Source organism: Uniformispora flossi (assembly GCF_049534875.1).
Classification (GTDB): Bacteria; Actinomycetota; Actinomycetes; order Streptomycetales; family Streptomycetaceae; genus Yinghuangia; species Yinghuangia aomiensis.
Map to the genome: position 1 here is coordinate 59,705 of NZ_JBMULZ010000006.1, position 18,947 is coordinate 78,651.

Annotated in this window: 17 protein-coding genes; 7 read left to right on the forward strand and 10 right to left on the reverse strand. The window is 72.8% G+C overall.

All coding sequences use genetic code 11. The features are described from left to right. Positions 1–147: 147 nt before the first annotated feature. Positions 148–996 carry a helix-turn-helix transcriptional regulator gene (locus tag ACPA54_RS15450; RefSeq protein ID WP_423530014.1) on the forward strand — a complete coding sequence of 283 codons (849 nt, stop codon included), beginning with the start codon at positions 148–150 and terminating at the stop codon, positions 994–996. Here the strand turns inward: ACPA54_RS15450 and ACPA54_RS15455 are convergent. Continuing rightward, on the reverse strand, positions 993–1,976 hold the full coding sequence (locus ACPA54_RS15455) for an alpha/beta fold hydrolase (RefSeq protein ID WP_423530016.1): 984 nt from the start codon (positions 1,974–1,976) through the stop codon (positions 993–995). The two genes, ACPA54_RS15450 and ACPA54_RS15455, sit on opposite strands and share 4 nt — an antisense overlap. Before the next feature lie 116 nt (positions 1,977–2,092). On the opposite strand from ACPA54_RS15455, the gene ACPA54_RS15460 reads away from it, so the two are divergent. From ACPA54_RS15460 to ACPA54_RS15475, 4 genes are all read left to right on the forward strand, one after another. Next, on the forward strand, positions 2,093–2,779 hold the full coding sequence (locus ACPA54_RS15460) for a TetR/AcrR family transcriptional regulator C-terminal domain-containing protein (RefSeq protein WP_423530018.1): 687 nt from the start codon (positions 2,093–2,095) through the stop codon (positions 2,777–2,779). A gap of 106 nt (positions 2,780–2,885) precedes the next feature. Next, a complete protein-coding gene (locus ACPA54_RS15465; RefSeq protein WP_423530020.1) occupies positions 2,886–3,572 on the forward strand; it encodes a hypothetical protein in 687 nt (228 codons plus the stop codon). A gap of 90 nt (positions 3,573–3,662) precedes the next feature. Next, on the forward strand, positions 3,663–4,502 hold the full coding sequence (locus tag ACPA54_RS15470) for an SDR family oxidoreductase (protein WP_423530021.1): 840 nt from the start codon (positions 3,663–3,665) through the stop codon (positions 4,500–4,502). A gap of 157 nt (positions 4,503–4,659) precedes the next feature. After that, on the forward strand, positions 4,660–4,875 hold the full coding sequence (locus tag ACPA54_RS15475) for a DUF1918 domain-containing protein (RefSeq protein ID WP_423530022.1): 216 nt from the start codon (positions 4,660–4,662) through the stop codon (positions 4,873–4,875). A gap of 238 nt (positions 4,876–5,113) precedes the next feature. On the opposite strand, the gene ACPA54_RS15480 is transcribed toward ACPA54_RS15475, so the two are convergent. Next, positions 5,114–5,572 carry a DUF5709 domain-containing protein gene (locus tag ACPA54_RS15480; protein ID WP_423530024.1) on the reverse strand — a complete coding sequence of 153 codons (459 nt, stop codon included), beginning with the start codon at positions 5,570–5,572 and terminating at the stop codon, positions 5,114–5,116. A gap of 220 nt (positions 5,573–5,792) precedes the next feature. On the opposite strand from ACPA54_RS15480, the gene ACPA54_RS15485 reads away from it, so the two are divergent. Then, a complete protein-coding gene (locus tag ACPA54_RS15485; protein ID WP_423530026.1) occupies positions 5,793–6,146 on the forward strand; it encodes a hypothetical protein in 354 nt (117 codons plus the stop codon). A gap of 123 nt (positions 6,147–6,269) precedes the next feature. Here ACPA54_RS15485 and ACPA54_RS15490 read toward each other — a convergent pair whose 3' ends face one another. From ACPA54_RS15490 to ACPA54_RS15515, 6 genes are all read right to left on the reverse strand, one after another. Further along, entirely contained in the window at positions 6,270–7,496 is a 1,227-nt protein-coding gene (locus tag ACPA54_RS15490; RefSeq protein ID WP_423530027.1) for an NAD(P)/FAD-dependent oxidoreductase, read from the reverse strand. A 151-nt stretch (positions 7,497–7,647) separates the two neighbouring features. After that, positions 7,648–8,808: an acyl-CoA dehydrogenase family protein gene (locus ACPA54_RS15495; protein WP_423530029.1), complete on the reverse strand. Its 1,161-nt coding sequence runs from the start codon at positions 8,806–8,808 to the stop codon at positions 7,648–7,650. Next, positions 8,805–10,892, reverse strand: coding sequence for an acetyl/propionyl/methylcrotonyl-CoA carboxylase subunit alpha (locus tag ACPA54_RS15500; RefSeq protein WP_423530030.1), 2,088 nt, complete (start codon positions 10,890–10,892; stop codon positions 8,805–8,807). Before ACPA54_RS15500 ends, ACPA54_RS15495 begins: the two co-directional genes overlap by 4 nt. A gap of 11 nt (positions 10,893–10,903) precedes the next feature. Further along, entirely contained in the window at positions 10,904–12,502 is a 1,599-nt protein-coding gene (locus tag ACPA54_RS15505) for an acyl-CoA carboxylase subunit beta (protein WP_423530032.1), read from the reverse strand. Further along, positions 12,499–14,205, reverse strand: a complete 1,707-nt coding sequence (locus ACPA54_RS15510; protein ID WP_423530034.1) for an acyclic terpene utilization AtuA family protein — start codon at positions 14,203–14,205, stop codon at positions 12,499–12,501. The genes ACPA54_RS15505 and ACPA54_RS15510 overlap by 4 nt, the downstream gene beginning before the upstream one ends. A 148-nt stretch (positions 14,206–14,353) precedes the next feature. Next, entirely contained in the window at positions 14,354–15,349 is a 996-nt protein-coding gene (locus tag ACPA54_RS15515) for an AraC family transcriptional regulator (protein WP_423530036.1), read from the reverse strand. 56 nt (positions 15,350–15,405) lie between these two features. Here ACPA54_RS15515 and ACPA54_RS15520 point away from each other — a divergent pair, with 56 nt between their 5' ends. Beyond that, the gene (locus ACPA54_RS15520) at positions 15,406–15,921 is read left to right on the forward strand and encodes a flavoprotein (protein ID WP_423530038.1); all 516 of its coding nucleotides are present in this window, start codon (positions 15,406–15,408) and stop codon (positions 15,919–15,921) included. A 55-nt stretch (positions 15,922–15,976) separates the two neighbouring features. Here ACPA54_RS15520 and ACPA54_RS15525 read toward each other — a convergent pair whose 3' ends face one another. Next, entirely contained in the window at positions 15,977–17,152 is a 1,176-nt protein-coding gene (locus ACPA54_RS15525) for an amidohydrolase family protein (protein ID WP_423530040.1), read from the reverse strand. A 52-nt stretch (positions 17,153–17,204) separates the two neighbouring features. Then, entirely contained in the window at positions 17,205–18,893 is a 1,689-nt protein-coding gene (locus ACPA54_RS15530) for an N-acyl-D-amino-acid deacylase family protein (protein WP_423530042.1), read from the reverse strand. Between the last annotated feature and the right edge of the window lie 54 nt (positions 18,894–18,947).

The following is an 18,947-nucleotide window of genomic DNA, read 5'->3' on the forward strand; positions in this document are numbered from 1 at the left end:
GGTCATCGGCGCCGGAGTCGCCTCCCGGCGCCCCGATCCGCTGTCCCGATCACCCTCGGCCCGCGCCCGCCCACGCACGAGAGCCCGCCTGAAGCGGGTACTCGCAGGGCGACCCTCCGGCCGCCGCGACCGGTCAGAATGAACCGCATGGACGACGAACTGGGCACCTGCCTCCGCGCCTGGCGCGACCGGCTCGCCCCCGCCGAAGCCGGGGTGACCGTCGGCCCGCGCCGCCGGGCTCCCGGGCTGCGCCGTCAGGAGCTGGCCACGCTCGCCGGGTTGTCCGTCGAATACCTGGCCCGGCTGGAGCAGGGCCGCGCCGGGCGGCCGTCGGCCGAAGTCCTGGCGCCGCTCGCCCGGGCGCTCCGCCTCAGCGGCGACGAACGCGACCACCTGTTCCGGCTCGCCGGACACGCCCCGCCCGCGGCCGGCGCGCCCGGCACCCACATCACGCCCGGGCTGCACCGGATCATCGACCGGCTCGGCGACGCCGCGGTGATGGTGATGGACCGCGCTTGGACGGTCGTCCTCGCGAACCCGCCCGCCGTCGCCCTCCTGGGCCCGGAAGCCACCGGCGACGACGGCGAACGCAACGTACTGCGAAGGCACTTCCACGGGCTGCCGTCCCGCGTGACCCGGAATCCGGCCGAAGTCGCCGCGTTCCGCGCCTACGCGGTCGCCGACCTGCGCTCCGGCCTCGGCCGCTTCCCCGGCGACCGGGGACTGCGCGCCCTCGTCGAGGAACTGCGTTCCGATTTCCCCGCGTTCGCCGAGCTGTGGGCGGCGGGTGCGGTCAGCCCGAGCGCGTACCAGCCGAAGACGGTCGACCATCCCGAGGTCGGGCGCCTGACCCTGGACTGCGACGTCCTGGAAGCCACCGGAACGTCGCTCCGCCTGGTCGTCTACACGGCCCCGCCGGGATCGCCCGACCACGCGTCGCTCGCGCTGGTGTCGGCACTCGGCACCCAGCACTTCGGCGGAACGGGAGCACCCTAGGGGTTGCCGAGGCCCGCGACGGCGGCGACCTCCGCGGCGACGTCGGGCCACAGCGCGGCGGGCAGATCGTGGCCGACTCCGGGGAACGTCACCAGGCGCGCGCCGCGGATCGCCTTGGCGGTGGCGTGCGCCGCGCGGACCTTGAGGATCGGGTCCTGTTCGCCGTGCAATACCAGGGTCGGGTGGTGCAGTTCCGACAGCTTGGCACCGTGCCACTGGGCGCCGATCTGGCGGCTCTGCGCCTTCGTGTCGCGGGGCCCGCTGTCGACTTCGGCCTCGACCCATGCCCGGGCGGCCTCCTCGTCGAAGGGGTAGCCCGGGGACGCGATTCCACGCCATACCGCGAGCGAGGCCTCGATGTCGCCCTCGCGGCCTTCGGGGAACTTGGTGCGGGCCAGCTTCGCCAGCAGCCCGAAGCGCAGATAGCGCAGCACGCCGAGCCCGGCCACGTCGCTGGGGAGCGCGGCGGACGACGTGACGCTGAGGACGCGGTCGGGATGCCGCAGCGCCACCCGCTGGGCGATGAGCCCGCCCATCGAGTGCCCGAAGATGTGCGCTTGCTCCCAGCCGAGTTCGTCCATCACGGCGATGGCGTCGTCGACCATGTCCTCCGAGGTGTACGCCTCGCCGCGCTTGCCGAAGAGCGCCTTGAACGGGTTGCCGGTCTTCGTCTCCGGCATCCGGGTGGACTCGCCGGCGTCGCGCTGGTCGTAGCGGACGACCTCGAATCCGGCGTCCGCGAACGCGTCGACCAGGCCGTCGGGCCACCAGAAGCGGGCGGTGGCGAGGCCCATCACGAGGAGCAGCGGCGCTCCCGACGAGCCTTCGAGGCGGTCGTACGCGATGGCGACATCGCCGTTGCGGGCAAACTGCGTCGCCGTCCAGGAGCGGGCCGCCGGCCGCTTCGGCGCGGCTTCCCCGGCCCCGTCCGCGCGCCCAGGCCTGCCGGTCTCGGCGAATCCTCCGGTCGTGGCGGTCATGGCGCACTCCTCTCCAGGCAATCTCCGACGATCCCCGGCAACTGCGATCCTTGTTCGCAGTTACCGGGTACTACTCTACTGCATACACCGTTCGCAGAAAGAAGGAGGCGCGTGCCGTGGCCGCCGCCGACAGCATCTGGCTCCGCCCGGAACGCGCCTCGCGGGGCCCGGCGCCCGGCTACGACCGCGACGCGCTGGCCGCCGCGGGCGTCGCCCTCGCCGACGCCCAGGGCCTCTCCGCCGTCACCATCCGGGCCGTCGCGGACGCCCTGGGCGCGGGTCCCGCCTCGCTCTACCGGTACATCACCGCGCGCGAGGAGTTGGTCGAACTCATGGTCGACCGCGCCCACGCCGAGATCCGGTACCCGGAGCGCACCGGCGCGTGGCTCGACGACCTGCTTGCCCTGGCCCGGGAATCCCGCCGCGTCACCCTCGCCCACCCCTGGCTGCTCGACGCGACGGCCACCCGCACACCGATGGGCCCGAGCACCGTCGCCTACCTCGAACACGCCCTGGGCGCCCTCGCCGACGTGGACGTACCGACCCGCGACAAACTCGAAGCCATCGCCGTGCTGAGCGCCGTGGTGTCGGCACTGGCCCGCACCGAGGTGGCCCAGTCCCGGAACGGCCGCACGATCCCGGACTGGCAGCAGGCCCAGGCCGCCTACCTCACCCACATCGCCGCCGAAGGCCGCCACCCCCACCTGGCCGCCGCATTCACCCGCCAAACCCCGACCCCGGAATCGGTGGACGACCTGTTCACCCGCATCGTGACCGGCGTCCTCACGGGCCTGCTGAGGTAGCGGGACCGCAACTCGGGGGGACACGGGGGGGCTCCGGCCGGGCACCGGTAGCGTGGGGAGCTTCGCCCGGCGCTAGCCGGCGGAGTCCTCGAAGGCGAGTGCCGACGTGACCGATCCGCTCCTCCAAGACGCGCAGCTACGTCTCGACGCGGCGCTGGAGAAACTGACCGCCATGTTCCGGGGTGCCGTCGCGGCGCCCGACGAAGTCCAGTGCACATGCCACTGGGGCAGCGCCGAAGAGCTTGCCCTCCTCAAGGTGCCGGACGTGGAACTCCAGCCCGAGCGTCTGCGGCGTGCCTGGCAAGCGGCCTACTGGAAGGATCGCGGTGCGGTGCTCCGCCGCGTCCTGCCCCAGCTCGCGCGAGACCTCGCCGACCGCGAGTCCGAGTCGTTCCGATCCATGGACGACGTCGGCCTGGCCTTCGCCCGCGCCCGCTGGTCGGAGTGGCCTCCGCAACAGGTGGCGGCTGTTCGGGAGTTCCTGGACGCCTTCTGGATCCGCAGCCTCGTCACCCCGGACGGGCAAGCCGGTGATGCCCTCGCCTTTTGCGTCGAGGCTTCCGGCGAGCTGAGCCCCTGGCTCGACGTCTGGAAGGCACTCGACCATCCCGCAGCCGACCGGAATCTCGTGGAGGCCGTCGATCGTTGGCGCGCTGCCTTCCGCATCCACGAGCTTCCCTGGGTCAGCACGCATGACGAGGACGAACTGCTGGCCGTGCTCACCGCCTGGCTGACCGACCTGGGCAAGCACCCGCAAACCGGCGGCCTGCAGCGCCACGACGAGGCCGTATGAGCACCGGTCCGTGCCATGCGGAACAAACCTTTCCTATTTCGACCCTACGGTCGTCCACGAAGCCGGAAGACGACTTGTTGGGGAGCGAGCATGATCCTGATCACCGGTGCTACCGCGCACTTCGGACGCGAGACGGCCGAGGTGCTGGCCGCCTCGGGTGAGCCCGTGCGGGCGCTCAGCCGCACCCCGGAGAAGGCGGGACTGCCCGAGGGGGTCGAGGTCGTGCGCGGCGACCTGACGGACGGGGCGAGCCTGCGGCCGGCGCTTGCGGGGGTCGAGGCGGTCTTCCTGGTCCTCCCGTACGGTCTCGACCCGTCGGTGCTGCTCAAGGAGGCCGCGGCCGCCGGAGTTCGGCGTGCCGTGTTCCTGTCCTCCGGGGCGGTCGTCGACGGAGCCGCCGAGCAGGCCGACGTCATCGCGGACTACCACGCGCGCGTCGAACAGGCCGTCGTGGACGCGGGTTTCCGGTGGACGTTCCTGCGGCTGATGTTCCCCGCGATCAACACCCTGTCGTTCGCCATGCAACTCGGCGGCTCGGACACCGTGCGCGCCCCCTACGCCCGTGCCGCAGCTTCGCTGGTGCACGAGCGCGACGTCGCCGACGCGGCGGCCGCGGTCCTGACCGGCTCCGGCCATGCCGGGCAGACCTACCGGCTGGACGGCGCGCAGTTCCTCACCCAGGCCGAGCAGGTGCGGGTCTTGGGCGACGTGCTGGGACGCGACCTGGCGTTCGAGGAACTGGACGACGTCCCGGTGCGCGAGCAGATGTCCGCGTTCATGGAACCCGCTTTCGTCAACGCCCTGTTCGACCTCATGGCCGCCACCGTCGGCAACGACGCCCCCCTCGACGACGCGATCACCCGGCTCACCGGCCACCCCGCCCGCGGCTACGCCGAGTGGGTCGCCGACCACCGGGCCGACTTCAGCTGACGGAGCCCCGGCTCCCCCGATCCGGCTGCCGCCGATCGGGGGAGTCGGGCCCGCGGGAAGGCTGCGGCACCGGATTCCGGGGAACGCGCGGGCTTGTCCGCGATTCGGCATCCGAGCGCGCCGGCGCGGAAGTCGGCGCTCGGGAAAGGAGCAACCGGTGCACGCAACAGTCGGCGACCGCATCCACATGCACAGCAACACCGTCGGCCAGGCGGACCGCAGCGGCGAGATCGTCGAGGTCCGCGGCACGGACGGCGAACCGCCGTTCGTCGTCCGCTTCGAGGACGGCCACACCAGCCTTGTCTTCCCCGGCCCGGACTCGGTCGTCGAACCGGCCTCCGCCACCCCCGCAAGGGGCGGCCGCAGCTCCTGATCGTCGCCCGGTGACCAGGGGCCGCCGCGCAGGTCAGACGGGGTCCGGCGGCGTCGGCGATCTCCAGGGGCGGGGGCACTGCGGCAACGCTCGCGGCGCCCCCGCCCCGCGCCCGGACACCCGCGCCACCGATCCGCACCCGGCCGCAAACGCACACAAGAGGCCGACGCGCGCGGCAGCGCCGTGCGCGTCGGCCGAACCCGCCGTCAAGCCCCGGGCGCCGACAACAACCGGCACGTCAAAGCTCGTCGTCCGGCACCGTATGCATGGCCGCTTCCTCCGCCGTAGCCGCTCCCCCGTCGATCCCGACGTCGTGGGCGACCGTGCGCATGCCGCGCAGGCCGTCGTCGAAGTCGACGGAGAGGCGTCCCGTGCGGGCGTCGCCCACCTGGTCGTCGCGGGGTTCGCCGTCGCCGTCGGCCAGGTCGCCGATACCGTCGCCGTCCTCGGCGGCGGTGTCGGGGCGTTCGCGCGTCAGGCGCCGGTCGAGGGACTCGCCCGCGTGCTGCTCGTTCTGCGTGGTGCCGTAGTCGAGGACGGCGAGCGGGCGCTCGGGCGGTGAGTAGCCCTCGTCGAGGGTGGCGTCGAGGTCCGCCTCGTCCAGCGCGTTCTCCATGTCCAGAGCGTCGTCGGGAGGGTTGTCGACGCCGCTGTTCACCGGCTGGTAGACATCGTCGCCCCGGGCGTCGTCTGCCATGGTCGCTCCTTCCGCGCCCCGTTTTCCGTTACTCGCCCGGTACCCCGTGATCGGCCGAATGACGCCCCGCGGTGTTTTCCGGCCGCATCACACGGCCCCGTCGCGCGCCACGCCGCACGGCCACACCAGGCCGATCCGGAACGCCCCAGGTGGCGGGCGCCAGTGCCCCCGATCGTGGGTTCGGTCGTAACCCGGCGGCGGGTAACGCGTTGGACACGGCATGATCAAGCGCACTGTTGCGGCCGGCCTGCTGGTCGGCGGCATTTCCGCGGTTCTTCTGCCCGCCTCGGCCGCCCAGGCGGCCGACATGCCGTTCCCGCCCCCGAACGGCGACTGGACGGCGTCGGACATGCTCCAGCAGGGCACCGGCGAGGTGTTCACCGCGATGGGCGAGACCGTGGCCCCCGTGGGCGACACCCTCGCCCCGGCAACGCAGGCGGTGCCGGATCTCGAGACCGCCGCGCAGGCCGTCCCGCACCTCGGCGGCCTCAAGCGGGCCGTCCCGCACGTCGGCAGCCTCAAGCACGCCGTGCCGCTGCAGAACCCGCTGGGCGGCCTCGGCCTCCCGCAGTGAGCCGCGGCCGGAACCGGAGGCCCGACCGGCCCCGGCATCCGGCCGCTTCGGGAAGCCCCGGCCGCGGTACGGAGAACTCCGTACCGCGGCCGGGGCCTCTCCCGTATCCGCAGGCGAACAGGCTCAGAGCAGCTCGCCGAGCGGCACATCCGGGTCGGCCAAACGGTCCGGGTCGACCGGGCGCTTGGCGGTGATGAGGTCCCGGATCGGGTCGGTGACGTCCCAGACGTTGACGTTCATGCCGGCCAGGACGCGGCCTTCCGCGGTCCAGAAGGCGATGAACTCGCCGGAGGCGGGGTCGCCGCGGAAGACGACGCGGTCGTAGCCGCCGGGGTCGACGTAGCCGCTGTACTCCATGCCCAGGTCGTACTGGTCGGTGAAGAAGTACGGCACCCGGTCGTATACGGCGTCCTTGCCGAGCATCGACTGCGCGGCGACACGCGGCTGGTTGAGGGCGTTCGCCCAGTGCTCGACGCGCAGGTTCTTGCCGAGGAGCGGGTGGAACGCGTTGGCGACGTCGCCGGCCGCGAACACGTCCGGGTCGGAAGTCCGCAGGTGGGCATCGGTTTTGACGCCGTTGTCGACGGTGATTCCGGCAGCTTCCGCCAGTGCGGTGTTCGGGGTGATGCCGATGCCGACGATGACCGCGTCGGCGTCCACGACCGTGCCGTCGGCGAGCCGGACGCCGGTGACCTTCCCGCCGCTGCCGGTGAACTCCTCGATCCGGACGCCGAGCCGCAGGTCGACCCCGTGCGCCCGGTGCAGGTCGGCGAACACCTGCGCGACTTCCGGCCCGAGCGGCCCGAGCAGTGGCAGCTCCGCGGCCTCCAGGACGGTGATCTCCACCCCGGCGGCCCGTCCCGCGGCGGCGCATTCCAGGCCGATCCAGCCGGCGCCGACGACGGCGACCCGGTCGGCGGCCGCGAAGGTCTCCTTGATGCGGTCGCTGTCCGGGAAACGACGCAGGTAGAGGACCCCGTCGAGGTCGGCGCCGGGCACCGGGATGCGGCGCGGGCTGGAACCGGTGGCGAGGAGGAGTTTCGCGTACGGGACGGTGCTGCCGTCCGCGAGCGCGACCGTGTGCGCCGCGGGGTCGAAGGCGGTGGCGGCGGTGTCCAGGCGCAGGTCGATGTCGTGCTCGTCGTACCACTCCAGCGGGTGGACGTACGCCTTCTCGCGCTCGGTGCCCAGCAGGTAGCCCTTGGACAGCGGCGGTCTTTCGTACGGGCGTTCGCGCTCGTCGGCGAGCAGCACGACGGGGCCGTCGAACCCTTCGTCGCGAAGTGCCTCGGCGGCCTTGGCGCCGGCCAGGCCGCCCCCGACGATGACGAATGCCTGCGTTGCGCTCACTGCGTGCTCCCGATGGCGCGGGGATGAGAAAACGGCGGGCGCCCCGTGCGCGCCCTCATGCTCCCCTCCCCGCACCGCGCGGGGGCCATGCCACGGACCAGGCAAATCGGTACGTCTTGGGTCAGTACATCTTCGGTCAGCACGACTTGGGTCAGTACGACTTGGGCAAACCCAGGCTGTGCTGCGCCACGAAGTTGAGCACCATCTCGCGGCTGACCGGTGCGATGCGCGCGGCGCGGGCCGCGCCGATCATCGCGCCGAGGCCGTATTCGGACGCCAGGCCGTTGCCGCCGTGCGTCTGCACCGCCTGGTCGACGGCATGGTTGGCGGCTTCGGCGGCCGCGTACTTGGCCATGTTGGCGGCTTCGCCCGCGGCGAGGTCGTCGCCCGCGTCGTAGAGCGCGGCGGCCTTCTGGGTCATCAGGCGGGCGAGTTCGACTTCGACCTTGGCTTGGGCGAGGGGGTGAGCGATGCCCTGGTGGGCGCCGATGGGGACCTTCCACACCGTCCGCGTCCGCGCGTACTCGGCGGCCTTCTCCAGGGCGAGCCGCGCCATGCCGGTGTAGAACGACGCGACCATGATGCGTTCCGGGTTGAGTCCGGCGAAGAGCTGCTGGAGGGCGGCGTCCTCGGAGCCGACGAGGGCGTCGCCGGGGACCCGGACGTCGTCGAGGACGACCTCGAACTGCCGGTCGGTGGCGATCAGGTCCATCGGGATCGGCCGGTAGGTGAAGCCCGGTGTGTCGGTGGGGACGACGAAGAGGGCGGGCTTGAGGCGTCCGGTGCGGGCGTCCGCGAGGCGGCCGACGACGAGGACGGCGTCGGCCTGGTCGACGGCCGAGATGTAGACCTTGCGGCCGGTCAGCACCCAGTCGGTGCCGTCGCGGCGCGCGGTGGTGGTGATGTTGTGCGAGTTGGATCCGGCGTCGGGCTCGGTGATGGCGAAGGCCATCTTGAGGTCCGCGGTGGCGAACCGCGGGAGCAGCGCGTTCTTCTGTTCGTCGGTGCCGAAGCGGGCGATGACGGTCGCGCAGATCGCGGGCGAGACCACCATGAGGAGCAGCGGCACGCCGGCCGCGGCCAGTTCCTCGCAGACCGCGGCGAGGTCGCCGATGCCGCCGCCTCCGCCGCCGTATTCGGCCGGGACGTTGACGCTCAGGTAGCCGAGGGCGCCGGCCTCCTGCCACACCTCGGTGGTGTGGCCGCCGCTGCGGGCGAGGTCGAGGTAGTAGCCGTGGCCGTATGTGCGGCCGAGGGCTTGGACGGAGGCGCGCAGTGCAAGGCGTTCGTCGGACTCGGTGAAGCGGGTCACGGTGTCCTGCCTTCCGGTGCGGTGGGAGGTGCGGCGGGACTTTCGGCGGGACTTTCGGTGGGACTTTCGGCGGAAGGAGTCGCGGCGCCCGATACTGCGCCCGGTGCGGCAGGCGCGTCGGGGTGCGCGTGGACGATCGCGAGGACCGCGCCCATGTCGACCTGCTGCCCGGCGGCGACCGCGATCTCGGCGACGACACCGGCGTGCGGGGCGGTGATGCGGTGCTCCATCTTCATGGCCTCCAGCCACAGCAGCGGCTGTCCGGCGGCCACCGGGTCGCCGGGGGCGACGGCGACCCGCAGCACGGTGCCGGGCATCGGCGCCAGCAGCGAGCCTTCCGCGACGGCCGCTTCGGGGTCGCGGAACCGCGGCTGCGGTACGAGGGCGACGCCGCCGAGCGCCGAGTCGACGCACACGAGCCCCGGGTAGCGGGCCACGTCGAAGACCCGTCGGACGCCGCGCACGGTCAGCACGACGCGGTCCGGAGCCGCTTCGGCCGCGGAGACGTCGGGGAAGTCGACGGCGGAGTATCCGTCGCGCCCGCCGCGGTAGGCGACCACGTGCTCCTCGTCGCCGATCCGGTACGTCTTCCGCTGCGCCTGCGACGGCACGTTCCGCCACCCGCCGGGCAGCTGCCCGAGGACTTTGGCGTGCGCCCGGTTGTGCGCCGCGTCCGCCAGCGCCGCGGCCAGCGCGGACAGCCGCCGGGCTTCGGTGTCGGCGACCGGTGCGGCCAGGACGTCGAGGCCGTGCCGGTCGAAGAACGCCGTGTCGGTGTCGCCGGCCAGGAACGCGGGGTGGCGCAGGACGTTGACCAGCAGGTCCCGGTTGGTGGCGACGCCGTGGATGCGGGCGGCGGCCAGGGCGCCGGCGAGCGCGCGGGCGGCTTCTGCCCGGGTCGGGGCGTAGGCGACGACCTTGGCGAGCATCGGGTCGTAGTGCACGCTCACCGGGTCGCCGTCGGCGAAGCCGGCGTCGAGGCGCACGCCGGGTTCGCGCAGCACGGTGAACGCGGCGGTGGCGCGCGGCACGTCGATGCGGTGCAGGGTGCCGCTCTGCGGCTGCCAGTCGCGGGCCGGGTCTTCGGCGTAGAGCCGGACTTCGATGGCGTGGCCGTGCGCGGCGGGCTGTTCCGCGGGAAGGCGGTCGCCTTCCGCGATGCGGATCTGCAGGGCGACCAGGTCGAGGCCGGTGGTGCATTCGGTGACGGGGTGTTCGACCTGGAGGCGGGTGTTCATTTCCAGGAAGTAGAAGGCGCCGTCGGCGGTGGCGAGGAACTCGACGGTGCCCGCGCCGACGTAGCCGATGGTCGCGGCCGCGGTGCGGGCGGCGTCGAACAGCGCGGCGCGCATGCGGCCGTCGACGAACGGGGACGGGGCTTCCTCGACGACTTTCTGGTGCCGGCGCTGCAGGGAGCACTCGCGCTCCCCCACCGCCCACACGGTGCCGAACCGGTCGGCGAGGATCTGGACTTCGATGTGCCGTCCGGCTTCGACATAGCGTTCGCAGAACACCGCGGGGTCGCCGAAGGCGGAGGCGGCTTCGGCGCTCGCGCCCGCCACCGCGTCGGCCAGGTCGGCGAGGTCGCGGACGATGCGCATGCCGCGTCCGCCGCCGCCCGCGGAGGCTTTGACGAGGACGGGCAGGTCGGCGGCGGTGACCGCGGCCGGGTCGAGTTCGGGCAGCACGGGCACGCCCGCGCCGGCCATGGTCTTCTTGGCGGCGGTCTTGGAGCCCATCGCGGCGATGGCTTCGGGCGGCGGGCCGATCCAGACGAGCCCGGCGTCGAGCACCGCGCGGGCGAACTCGGCGTTCTCGGACAGGAATCCGTAGCCGGGGTGGACGGCGTCGGCGCCCGCGTCACGGGCGGCGCGGATCAGCAGGTCGGCGCGCAGGTACGTGTCCCCCGGCGCGCTGCCGGGCAGGCGGACGGCGGCGTCGGCTTCGCGGACGTGCGGCAGGCCGGCGTCCGGGTCCGCGTACACGGCGACCGTGCCGATGCCCAGGTCGGCGCATGTGCGGAAGATCCGGCGGGCGATCTCGCCGCGGTTCGCGGCCAGGACGGCAGTGATGGCGGTGACCATGGGGCGCGGCCTCACATTCGGAAGACGCCGAAGCCTTCGGCGCCTCGGTACGGAGCGTTGTGGATCGCGGACAGGCTCAGCCCGAGCACGGTGCGGGTGTCGCGCGGGTCGACGACGCCGTCGTCGTAGAGCATCCCGGACAGGAACATCGGCATCGACTGGGCTTCGATCTGGCCTTCGACGAGGGCCCGCATGGCGGCGTCGTCGGCGTCGCTGTACGGCTGTCCGCGTCCGGCGGCGGCTTCCCGGGCGACGATGGACAGCACGCCGGAGAGCTGCTGCGGGCCCATGACGGCGGATTTGGCGCTGGGCCAGGCGAACAGGAAGCGGGGTTCGTAGGCGCGGCCGCACATGCCGTAGTGGCCTGCCCCGTAGGACGCGCCGACGAGCAGCGAGATGTGCGGGACGGTGGAGTTCGCGACGGCGTTGATCATCATGGCGCCGTGTTTGATGATGCCCTGTTGCTCGTAGTCTTTGCCGACCATGTAGCCGGTCGTGTTGTGCAGGAACAGCAGCGGGGTGTCGGTCTGGTTCGCGAGCTGGATGAACTGGGCGGCTTTCTGGGACTCTTCGCTGAAGAGGACGCCGCGGGCGTTGGCGAGGATGCCGACGGGATACCCGTGGATGTCGGCCCAGCCGGTGACGAGGCTGCCGCCGTAGAGGGGCTTGAACTCGTCGAAGTCGGAGCCGTCGACGATGCGGGCGACGACGTCGCGCGGGTCGAACGGGACCTTGAGGTCGGTGGGCACGATGCCGAGCAACTCGTCCGCGTCGTGGAGCGGTTCCGCGTAGTCGGGCTTCGGCGCGGGTCCGGCTTTGCGGTGGTTGAGCCGGCGGACGATGCCGCGGCCGATGCGGATGGCGTCGGCTTCGTCGGCGGCGAGGTAGTCGGCGAGGCCGGAGCGGCGGGCGTGCATGTCGGCGCCGCCGAGGGATTCGTCGTCGGATTCCTCGCCGGTGGCCATCTTGACCAGGGGCGGGCCGCCGAGGAAGACCTTGGCGGCGTCCTTGACCATGACGACGTAGTCGGACATGCCGGGCAGGTAGGCGCCGCCCGCCGTCGAGTTGCCGAAGACCAGGGAGATCGTGGGGATGCGCGCGGCCGAGGAGCGGGTCAGGTCGCGGAAGACCCGGCCGCCGGGGATGAAGATCTCCTTCTGCGAGGGGAGGTCGGCGCCGCCGGACTCGACGAGGTTGATGAGCGGGAGCCGGTTCCGCAGGGCGATCTCGGCGGCCCGCAGCACTTTCTTGAGGCTCCATGGGTTCATTGCGCCGCCGCGGACGGTGGGGTCTCCGGCGACGACCATGCATTCGGTGCCTTCGACGACGCCGATGCCGGTGACGACGCTGCCGCCGACGGTGTACTCGCTGCCCCACGCGGCGAGCGGGGACAGTTCGAGGAAAGGTGCGTCTTCGTCGAGGAGGAGTTCGATGCGTTCGCGGGCGAGGAGCTTGCCGCGTTTGCGGTGCCGTTCGACGTACTTCGGGCCGCCGCCCGCGAGGGCTTTGGCGTGTTCGGCGTCGATCTCGTCGAGTTTGGCGAGCATCGCGTCGCGGTTGGCGCGGTAGTCGGCGGCGGTCGTGTCGACGCCGGAGTGCAGGGTCGTCACAGCAGATCCTCCGGGATGTCGGCGTAGCGGGCGCGCAGCCATTCGCCGAGGGCTTTCGCCTGCGGGTCGAAGCGGGCGTGTGCGGCGACGCCTTCGCCGAGCAGGCCGTCGACGACGAAGTTGAGGGCTTTGAGGTTGGCGAACACATGGCGTTCGACAGGGAGTTCCGCGGTCTCCGGGAGCAGGCGGCGCAGTTCGTCGACGGTCAGGTAGGCGGCGAGCCACTCCCACGCGGCGTCGGTGCGGGCCCACACGCCGAGGTTGGCGCTGCCGCCTTTGTCGCCGCTGCGGGCGCCGAGGATCAGGCCCAGGGGGACGTGGCGGGTTTTGCCTGGTGGTGGGGGCGTGGGCTGCTTCCGGTCCGCCGTCGGGCGGGGTTCCCGGGTCTCGTGCGGCGGGTCGACGGCGATGCGGCGGCCGTCGGGGAGGACGGCGGTGTGCGGGACGTCCTTGGCGTCGACGTACGCCGCGGTGAAGACGCCGTACGGGGCCGCGTCCCCCGGCGGCGCGGTGACGTGGAACCCCGGGTAGCTCGCCAGGGCGAGTTCCACGGCGGCGCCGGTGAACGCGCGGCCGACGACCGCCGGGTCGGGGTCCTTGACGGCGCAGTACAGCAGCGCGCTGGCTTCTTCCTCGGTGGCCGCGTCGGCGTGGTCGGTACGGGCGAGTGTCCAGCGCGTCTCGGCGGGCGGCCGGGCGGCGAGGGCCGCGGCCATTTGGCGTTCCACGAGGTCGGCTTTGGCGGCGATGTCGAGGCCGGTGAGGACGAAGGTGACGGCGTTGCGGTAGCCGCCGAGGGTGTTGAGGCCGACTTTGAGCCGGGGCGGCGGCGGGGTGCCGCGGACGCCGCTGATGCGGACGCGGTCGGGGCCGTCGTCGGCGAGTTCGACGGTGTCGAAGCGGGTGGTGACGTCGGGGCCGGGATAGTCGGCGCCGCCGATCTCGTACAGGAGCTGCGCGGTGACGGTGCCGAGGGTGACGGCGCCGCCGGTGCCGGGGTGCTTGGTAACGACGCTGCTGCCGTCGGCGGCGATTTCGACGAGGGGGAACGCGGGCTGGTCGGGGGCGGCGAGTCCGGTGAGTTCGGTGAAGAAGGCGTAGTTGCCGCCGGTGGCCTGCGGACCGCATTCGATGACGTGACCGGCGACGACGGCGCCGGCGAGGGCGTCGTAGTCGTCGCGGGCCCAGCCGAAGTGCGCGGCCGCGGGTCCGACGACGAGCGACGCGTCGGTGACCCGGCCGGTGACGACGATGTCGGCGCCGTTCCGCAAGCATGCGGCGATGCCCCAGGCGCCGAGGTAGGCGTTGGCGGCGAGCGGGTCGCCGAGGCCGAGTTCGACGGCGCGCGGGCGCAGGTCGTCGCCTTCGACGTGGGCGATCGCCGCGTCGACGCCGAGTTCGGCGGCGAGCTCGCGGAGCGCGGCGGCGAGACCGGCCGGGTTGAGGCCGCCGGCGTTGGCGACGATGCGGACGCCGCGGTCTTTGGCGAGGGCGAGGTTGTCGCGCATCTGGCGCAGGAAGGTGGCCGCGTAGCCGCGGTCGGGGTTCTTCAGGCGGTCGCGGGCGAGGATGAGCATGGTGAGTTCGGCGAGGTAGTCGCCGGTCAGGTAGTCCAGGTCGCCGCCGGTCAGCATCTCGCGGACCGCGGACAGGCGGTCGCCGTAGAAGCCCGACGCGTTGCCGATGCGGAGCACTGGTGTCATACGCGCGTTCCTGTTCGTCACCCGGGCGGCACTCGTGGGGCGGACGGAATCTCCGCCGACCCCGATACTTCTGCCCGCCCGGGGCCGCGGCCATGACCGGGACGCGCCGGGTGCGTGACCGTCACGCGCGCGGGTGCGGCCGAACGGCTCAGTGCGTGGGCCGGTATGCGCCCGGCGGGCTCCCCGTCCAGCGCCGGAACGCCCGCCGGAACGCGCTGGCCTCCGAATAGCCCAGCCGCCGGGCGAGGTCCTCGACGGGTTCCTCCCCGCGGGCCAGGCTGGTGATGGCGGCATCGCGCAGGAGTTCCTCGCGGATGCGGCCGACCGAGGTCTTCTCCTCGCGCAGCATCCGGCGCAGATGCTGGACGCTGACCGCCAGCCGCGCGGCGATCTCGTGCGACGTCGGCCAGGTCCCGCGCAGCCCGCCTTCGAGGATCTTGCGGACCCGGTCCGCGGTGGTGGAGCCGTGGTCGCGCGTGGCGAAGAAGTTCCCCGGCATCAGGTCGATGTACGCGAGCAGGTCCGCCTCGGAGCGCACCAAGGGCGCGGCCAGCAGGACGCTGTCGAACGTCAACGCGACCCGCTCGGCGCCGAAGAGCGGCATGCGGCCGAGGATCGGGTAGTAGTCGAGGGCGTATGCGGGCTCCGGATACGGCAGTTCCACGGCCCGCAGGGCGATTCGGCGTCCGATGAGCCACCCGGAGAAGCGGTGCGCCAGGGTCGCGACGACCTCGGCGCCCAGGTGCTCGGGATCGTCCAACGCGGACACATCCGCGGCAAGCGTGGTCTGCCCGCCGTTCTCCGTGACGGTGATCCGCGGGACACCCGCCAGCACCGCCGAGGCGTCGGCCAGCCGTCCCAACACCGTCCGCAGGTCGGGCGCGTGGATCAACGACAGTCCGATCAACCGGAACGTCCCCCGCGGCACCCGCGGTCCAAGCCCGAACAGCTCGTCGTCGGTCAGCACCAACAGCCGTCGCGCCGCCCGCCCGAACTGTCCCACGGTGATCCGCGCTTTGGCATGTCCCGCGACGTCTTCCGGAATCCCGGCGTCCCGCAGCAGCGGAACGACGTCGAACCCCCGCCGCTCGGCCACCCGCAACATGCGGTGCACGTAGTGGATGGGCACCGTCTGAGCCGACATATCCGCGGAACTTAGCACCGGTGACGGCTCCGGGACGTGCGACGTAAGCTCCCTGCGTGGCTGTGCTCTACGTCGTCGCCGGGGCCGCACCGCCGGTCGCTTCGCTGCGGCACGCCGTTCCGGCCTTGGTGGATGCGGGCTGGGACGTGTGCGTGACGCTGACACCGACCGCGGCATCGTGGCTGGCGGACGATCCGGCCGCTCCGGCGGCGGTCTGCGGGCGGCCGGTGCGGACCCGGGAGCGGCGGCTCGGCGAAGGCCGCCCGTTCCCGGCCGCCGATGCCTGCCTCGCGGCGCCTCTGACGTTCAACACGCTCAACAAATGGGCGTCGGGGATCAGCGACAACGTCGCACTGGGCACCCTCAACGAGGCGCTCGGCACCGGAGTGCCGGTCGTCGCGGCACCGTGCTTCAACGACGCGCTCGCCCGGCACCCGCAGGTCGCCCGGAGCATCCGGACGCTGCGGGGCGCGGGAGTTCGGCTCGTCGGAGATGCCGGCGGTGCCAACGCTGCCGACGGTGTTGCTTGGTGGGACGTGGTCTTGGCCGCGTTCGACGGACGCGGCTCCTGACGTCGACGGACGGGCGGCGGGAGCGCCGTGCAGGGGCGCCCCCGGCGCCCGGCGGTCAGCCCGTCGCGGGGCGCGGCGGCGCGGTGAAGCCGTACAGGTCGGCCACGTTCCGCTGGGCGATGCGGGTTGCCTCGTCGGTCGGGACGTCGGTCAGCATGCCGCCGAGCATGGTGCGGCTGCGGGGGAAGGTCGACTCGGTGTGCGGGTAGTCGGAGCCGAACATCAGAGTGTCCGTGCCGATGACGTCGCGGTTGCGGATGCCGAGGGCGTCTTCCTGGAAGGACGCGAAGCAGTTGCTGTGCCAGTAGTGGGAGGGCCGAGTGTCGGGGTCGGCGAAGCGGTGCCAGGCGCCGCGCGGGGGCCGGTCGGTGTAGGTGTAGTCCATTTGGTCGAGGAAGAACGGCAGCCAGCTCAGCTCGTGTTCGACCGTGCCGACGCGGAGGCGCGGGTGCCGTTCGAAGACGCCGGACAGGATCAGGTCGCCGAGGGCGGCGCGGACCTGCTGGTCCTTGTTGACGAAGGCGGACGGCGGGACTTCCTTGACGTCGAGGAAGAACTCGCCCGTTCGCGGGTCGGCGCGGTCGGTGCCGACGTGCAGGGACAGCGGCACGCCGAGGCCGGCGGCGGCCTCCCACAGCGGTTCGAAGGCGGGGCTGCGGTAGGGGTTCCACACGGGAGTGCGCACCGGGATCATCGCGCCGGACAGGCCGAGCCCGTGGGCGCGGCGCAGTTCGGCGGCGGCTTCGGCCGGGTCGTCGGTGTTGAGCATGGCGATCCCCTTGAGCCGCGCGGGGTCGTGCGCGCAGAAGGCGGCGAGCCAGTCGTTGTAGATCCGGGCCGCGCGGGTGAGGACGGCGCTGTCCGGGACCGCGTAGAGCACGAGGCCTTGGGACGGGTAGAGAACCGAGCCCCAGATGCCGTCGGTTTCGTTCTCGGCCAGGTAGCGGGCGGGGTCGTAGGCGCTGTCGCGGACGTCTTCGAACACGGCGGAGGTGCGGAGCTCGTCGGCGTGGCGTTCGAACCGGTCGCCGGTTTGGATGCCGAGGAACGACATGGTCTTGCGGCCCGCGACGTACCACCAGTCGCCGTCGGCTTCCCGGACGACGCGCGGAAGTTCGGTGTCCTCGGGGGCGGCGGCGGTCCACAGGTCGGGCGGTTCGATGATGTGCGAGTCGGACGAGACGATCCAGACGTCGTCGGGAAGTCCGTTCGGTGGTGTCGGGCCGGCCATGAGAGTCCTCCGATCGGGTGAGAGGCAGCGGTGCGGTGAGCGACGGCCCGGGTCAGGCGGGCGCCAGCAGGCGTCCCGGCAGCGCGGTCAGTCCCGCCGTGGCGTCGGCGCCGTCGAGGCGGATCGGCGTGCCGTTGACGAGGACGTGCACGAGGCCGGGCGGCGGGTCGGCGACCAGGCGTTCGCCGCCCGCCGGGGCGTCGGCGGCGCGGCGCGGCGGCATGGCGCGCAGTGCGTCCCAGTCGAGGACGGCGATGTCCGCGGCGGCGGCGGCCGCGATCCGACCGCGGTCGGCGAGGCCGAGCAGCGCGGCGGGTTCGCCGGTGAGCCGGTGGATGCCGGTGGCGACGTCGGTGAGGCCGCGGTCGCGGACCCAGTGGGCGAGGTAGTCGACGGGCATCTGCGCATCGCAGATCTGTCCGGTGTGCGCGCCCGCGTCGGACAGGCCGAGCACGCAGCCCTCGGCGGTGAGCAGCGTGCGCAGCGCGGCCTCGTCGTCGTTGGCGAAGGTGATGCCGAAGCGGGTGCGGAGGTCGTCGTCGAGGGCGAGGCCGATCATGACGGCGAGCGGGTCGGTGCCGCGTTCGGCGGCGAGGTCGGCGACGCGGCGGCCGATCAGGGCGGTGTGGGCGGTGCTTTCGGCGATCTCGATGTCGGCCCAGCGGGGGTTCACCCAGGTGCGGCTGTCCAGGTCGCGGAACGCGCGTTCGCGCCACGCCGGGTCGCGGTAGCGGGCGACGCGTCCGGCGGTGTCGAGCGCGGCGAGTTCGCCCCAGACCGGCACGGAGTAGAACGACGACGGGTCGGCGAGCGAGAAGCGCTGCACGATCGGGCGGCAGGTGACCTGCGGACGGACGTCCGCGCCGGCTTCGCGTCCGGCCCGGTGCACGGCGAGCTTGTCGGACCAGGGAGCGCGCGGGCTGCCTTCCGGGTAGGTGAGCAGCGCCGACCAGGTGATGGGGCGGCCGAGGCGGGGCTGGAAGTCGTACAGCCACGCGAAGTCCTCGCCGGGCGCCACGTGGCAGATGCCGCGGCCGACCTCCGCGGTGACCGCCATGAGCGCTTCGACCTCGTCCTGCGTGGCGTTCATCGACGGCACGGGGCGGCCGCGGTCGCCGATGTGGAAGCCGCTGCGGTCGGTGGAGAAGCCGAGGGCACCGGCGCGCAGGGCGTCGGCGACAAGGGTGCGCATGCGGTCGATCTCGTCGGGGGTGGCGGCGCGGTCGTGGGCGGCTTCGCCCATGGCGTGCAGGCGGACCGCGTTGTGGCCGACGTAGCCGCCGAAGTTGATGCCGACGGCGCGGCGGACCCGGCCGAGGTACTCGGGGTAGCTGGTGAACGTCCAGTCGACGCCCGCTTCGAGGGCGGGCAGCGGCATGTCTTCGACGTGTTCGAGGATGCGGAGCAGCGAGCCGCGCATGTCGGGCGGGCACGGCGCCATGGACAGGCCGCAGTTGCCGGCGACGACGCCGGTGACGCCCTGCCAGCTGGTGGGGGTGAGCCACGGGTCCCACAGGACTTGCGGGTCGTAGTGGGTGTGCAGGTCGAGGAAGCCGGGGCAGACGAGGGCACCCGAGGCGTCGAGTTCGCGCGGGGCGCGGACGGTGGGACCGATGGCGGTGATGCGGCCGGCGGCGATGCCGACGTCTGCGCGGTAGGGGGCACCGCCGGTGCCGTCCACGACGGTGCCGCCGCGGATTGCCAACTCGGGTGCGGCACCGGTGGATTCGTGGACGGACACGGGACACCTCCGGATCGGGGCGGGTTTGTGGGCGGTGCAGCTTGCGCGGTGTGC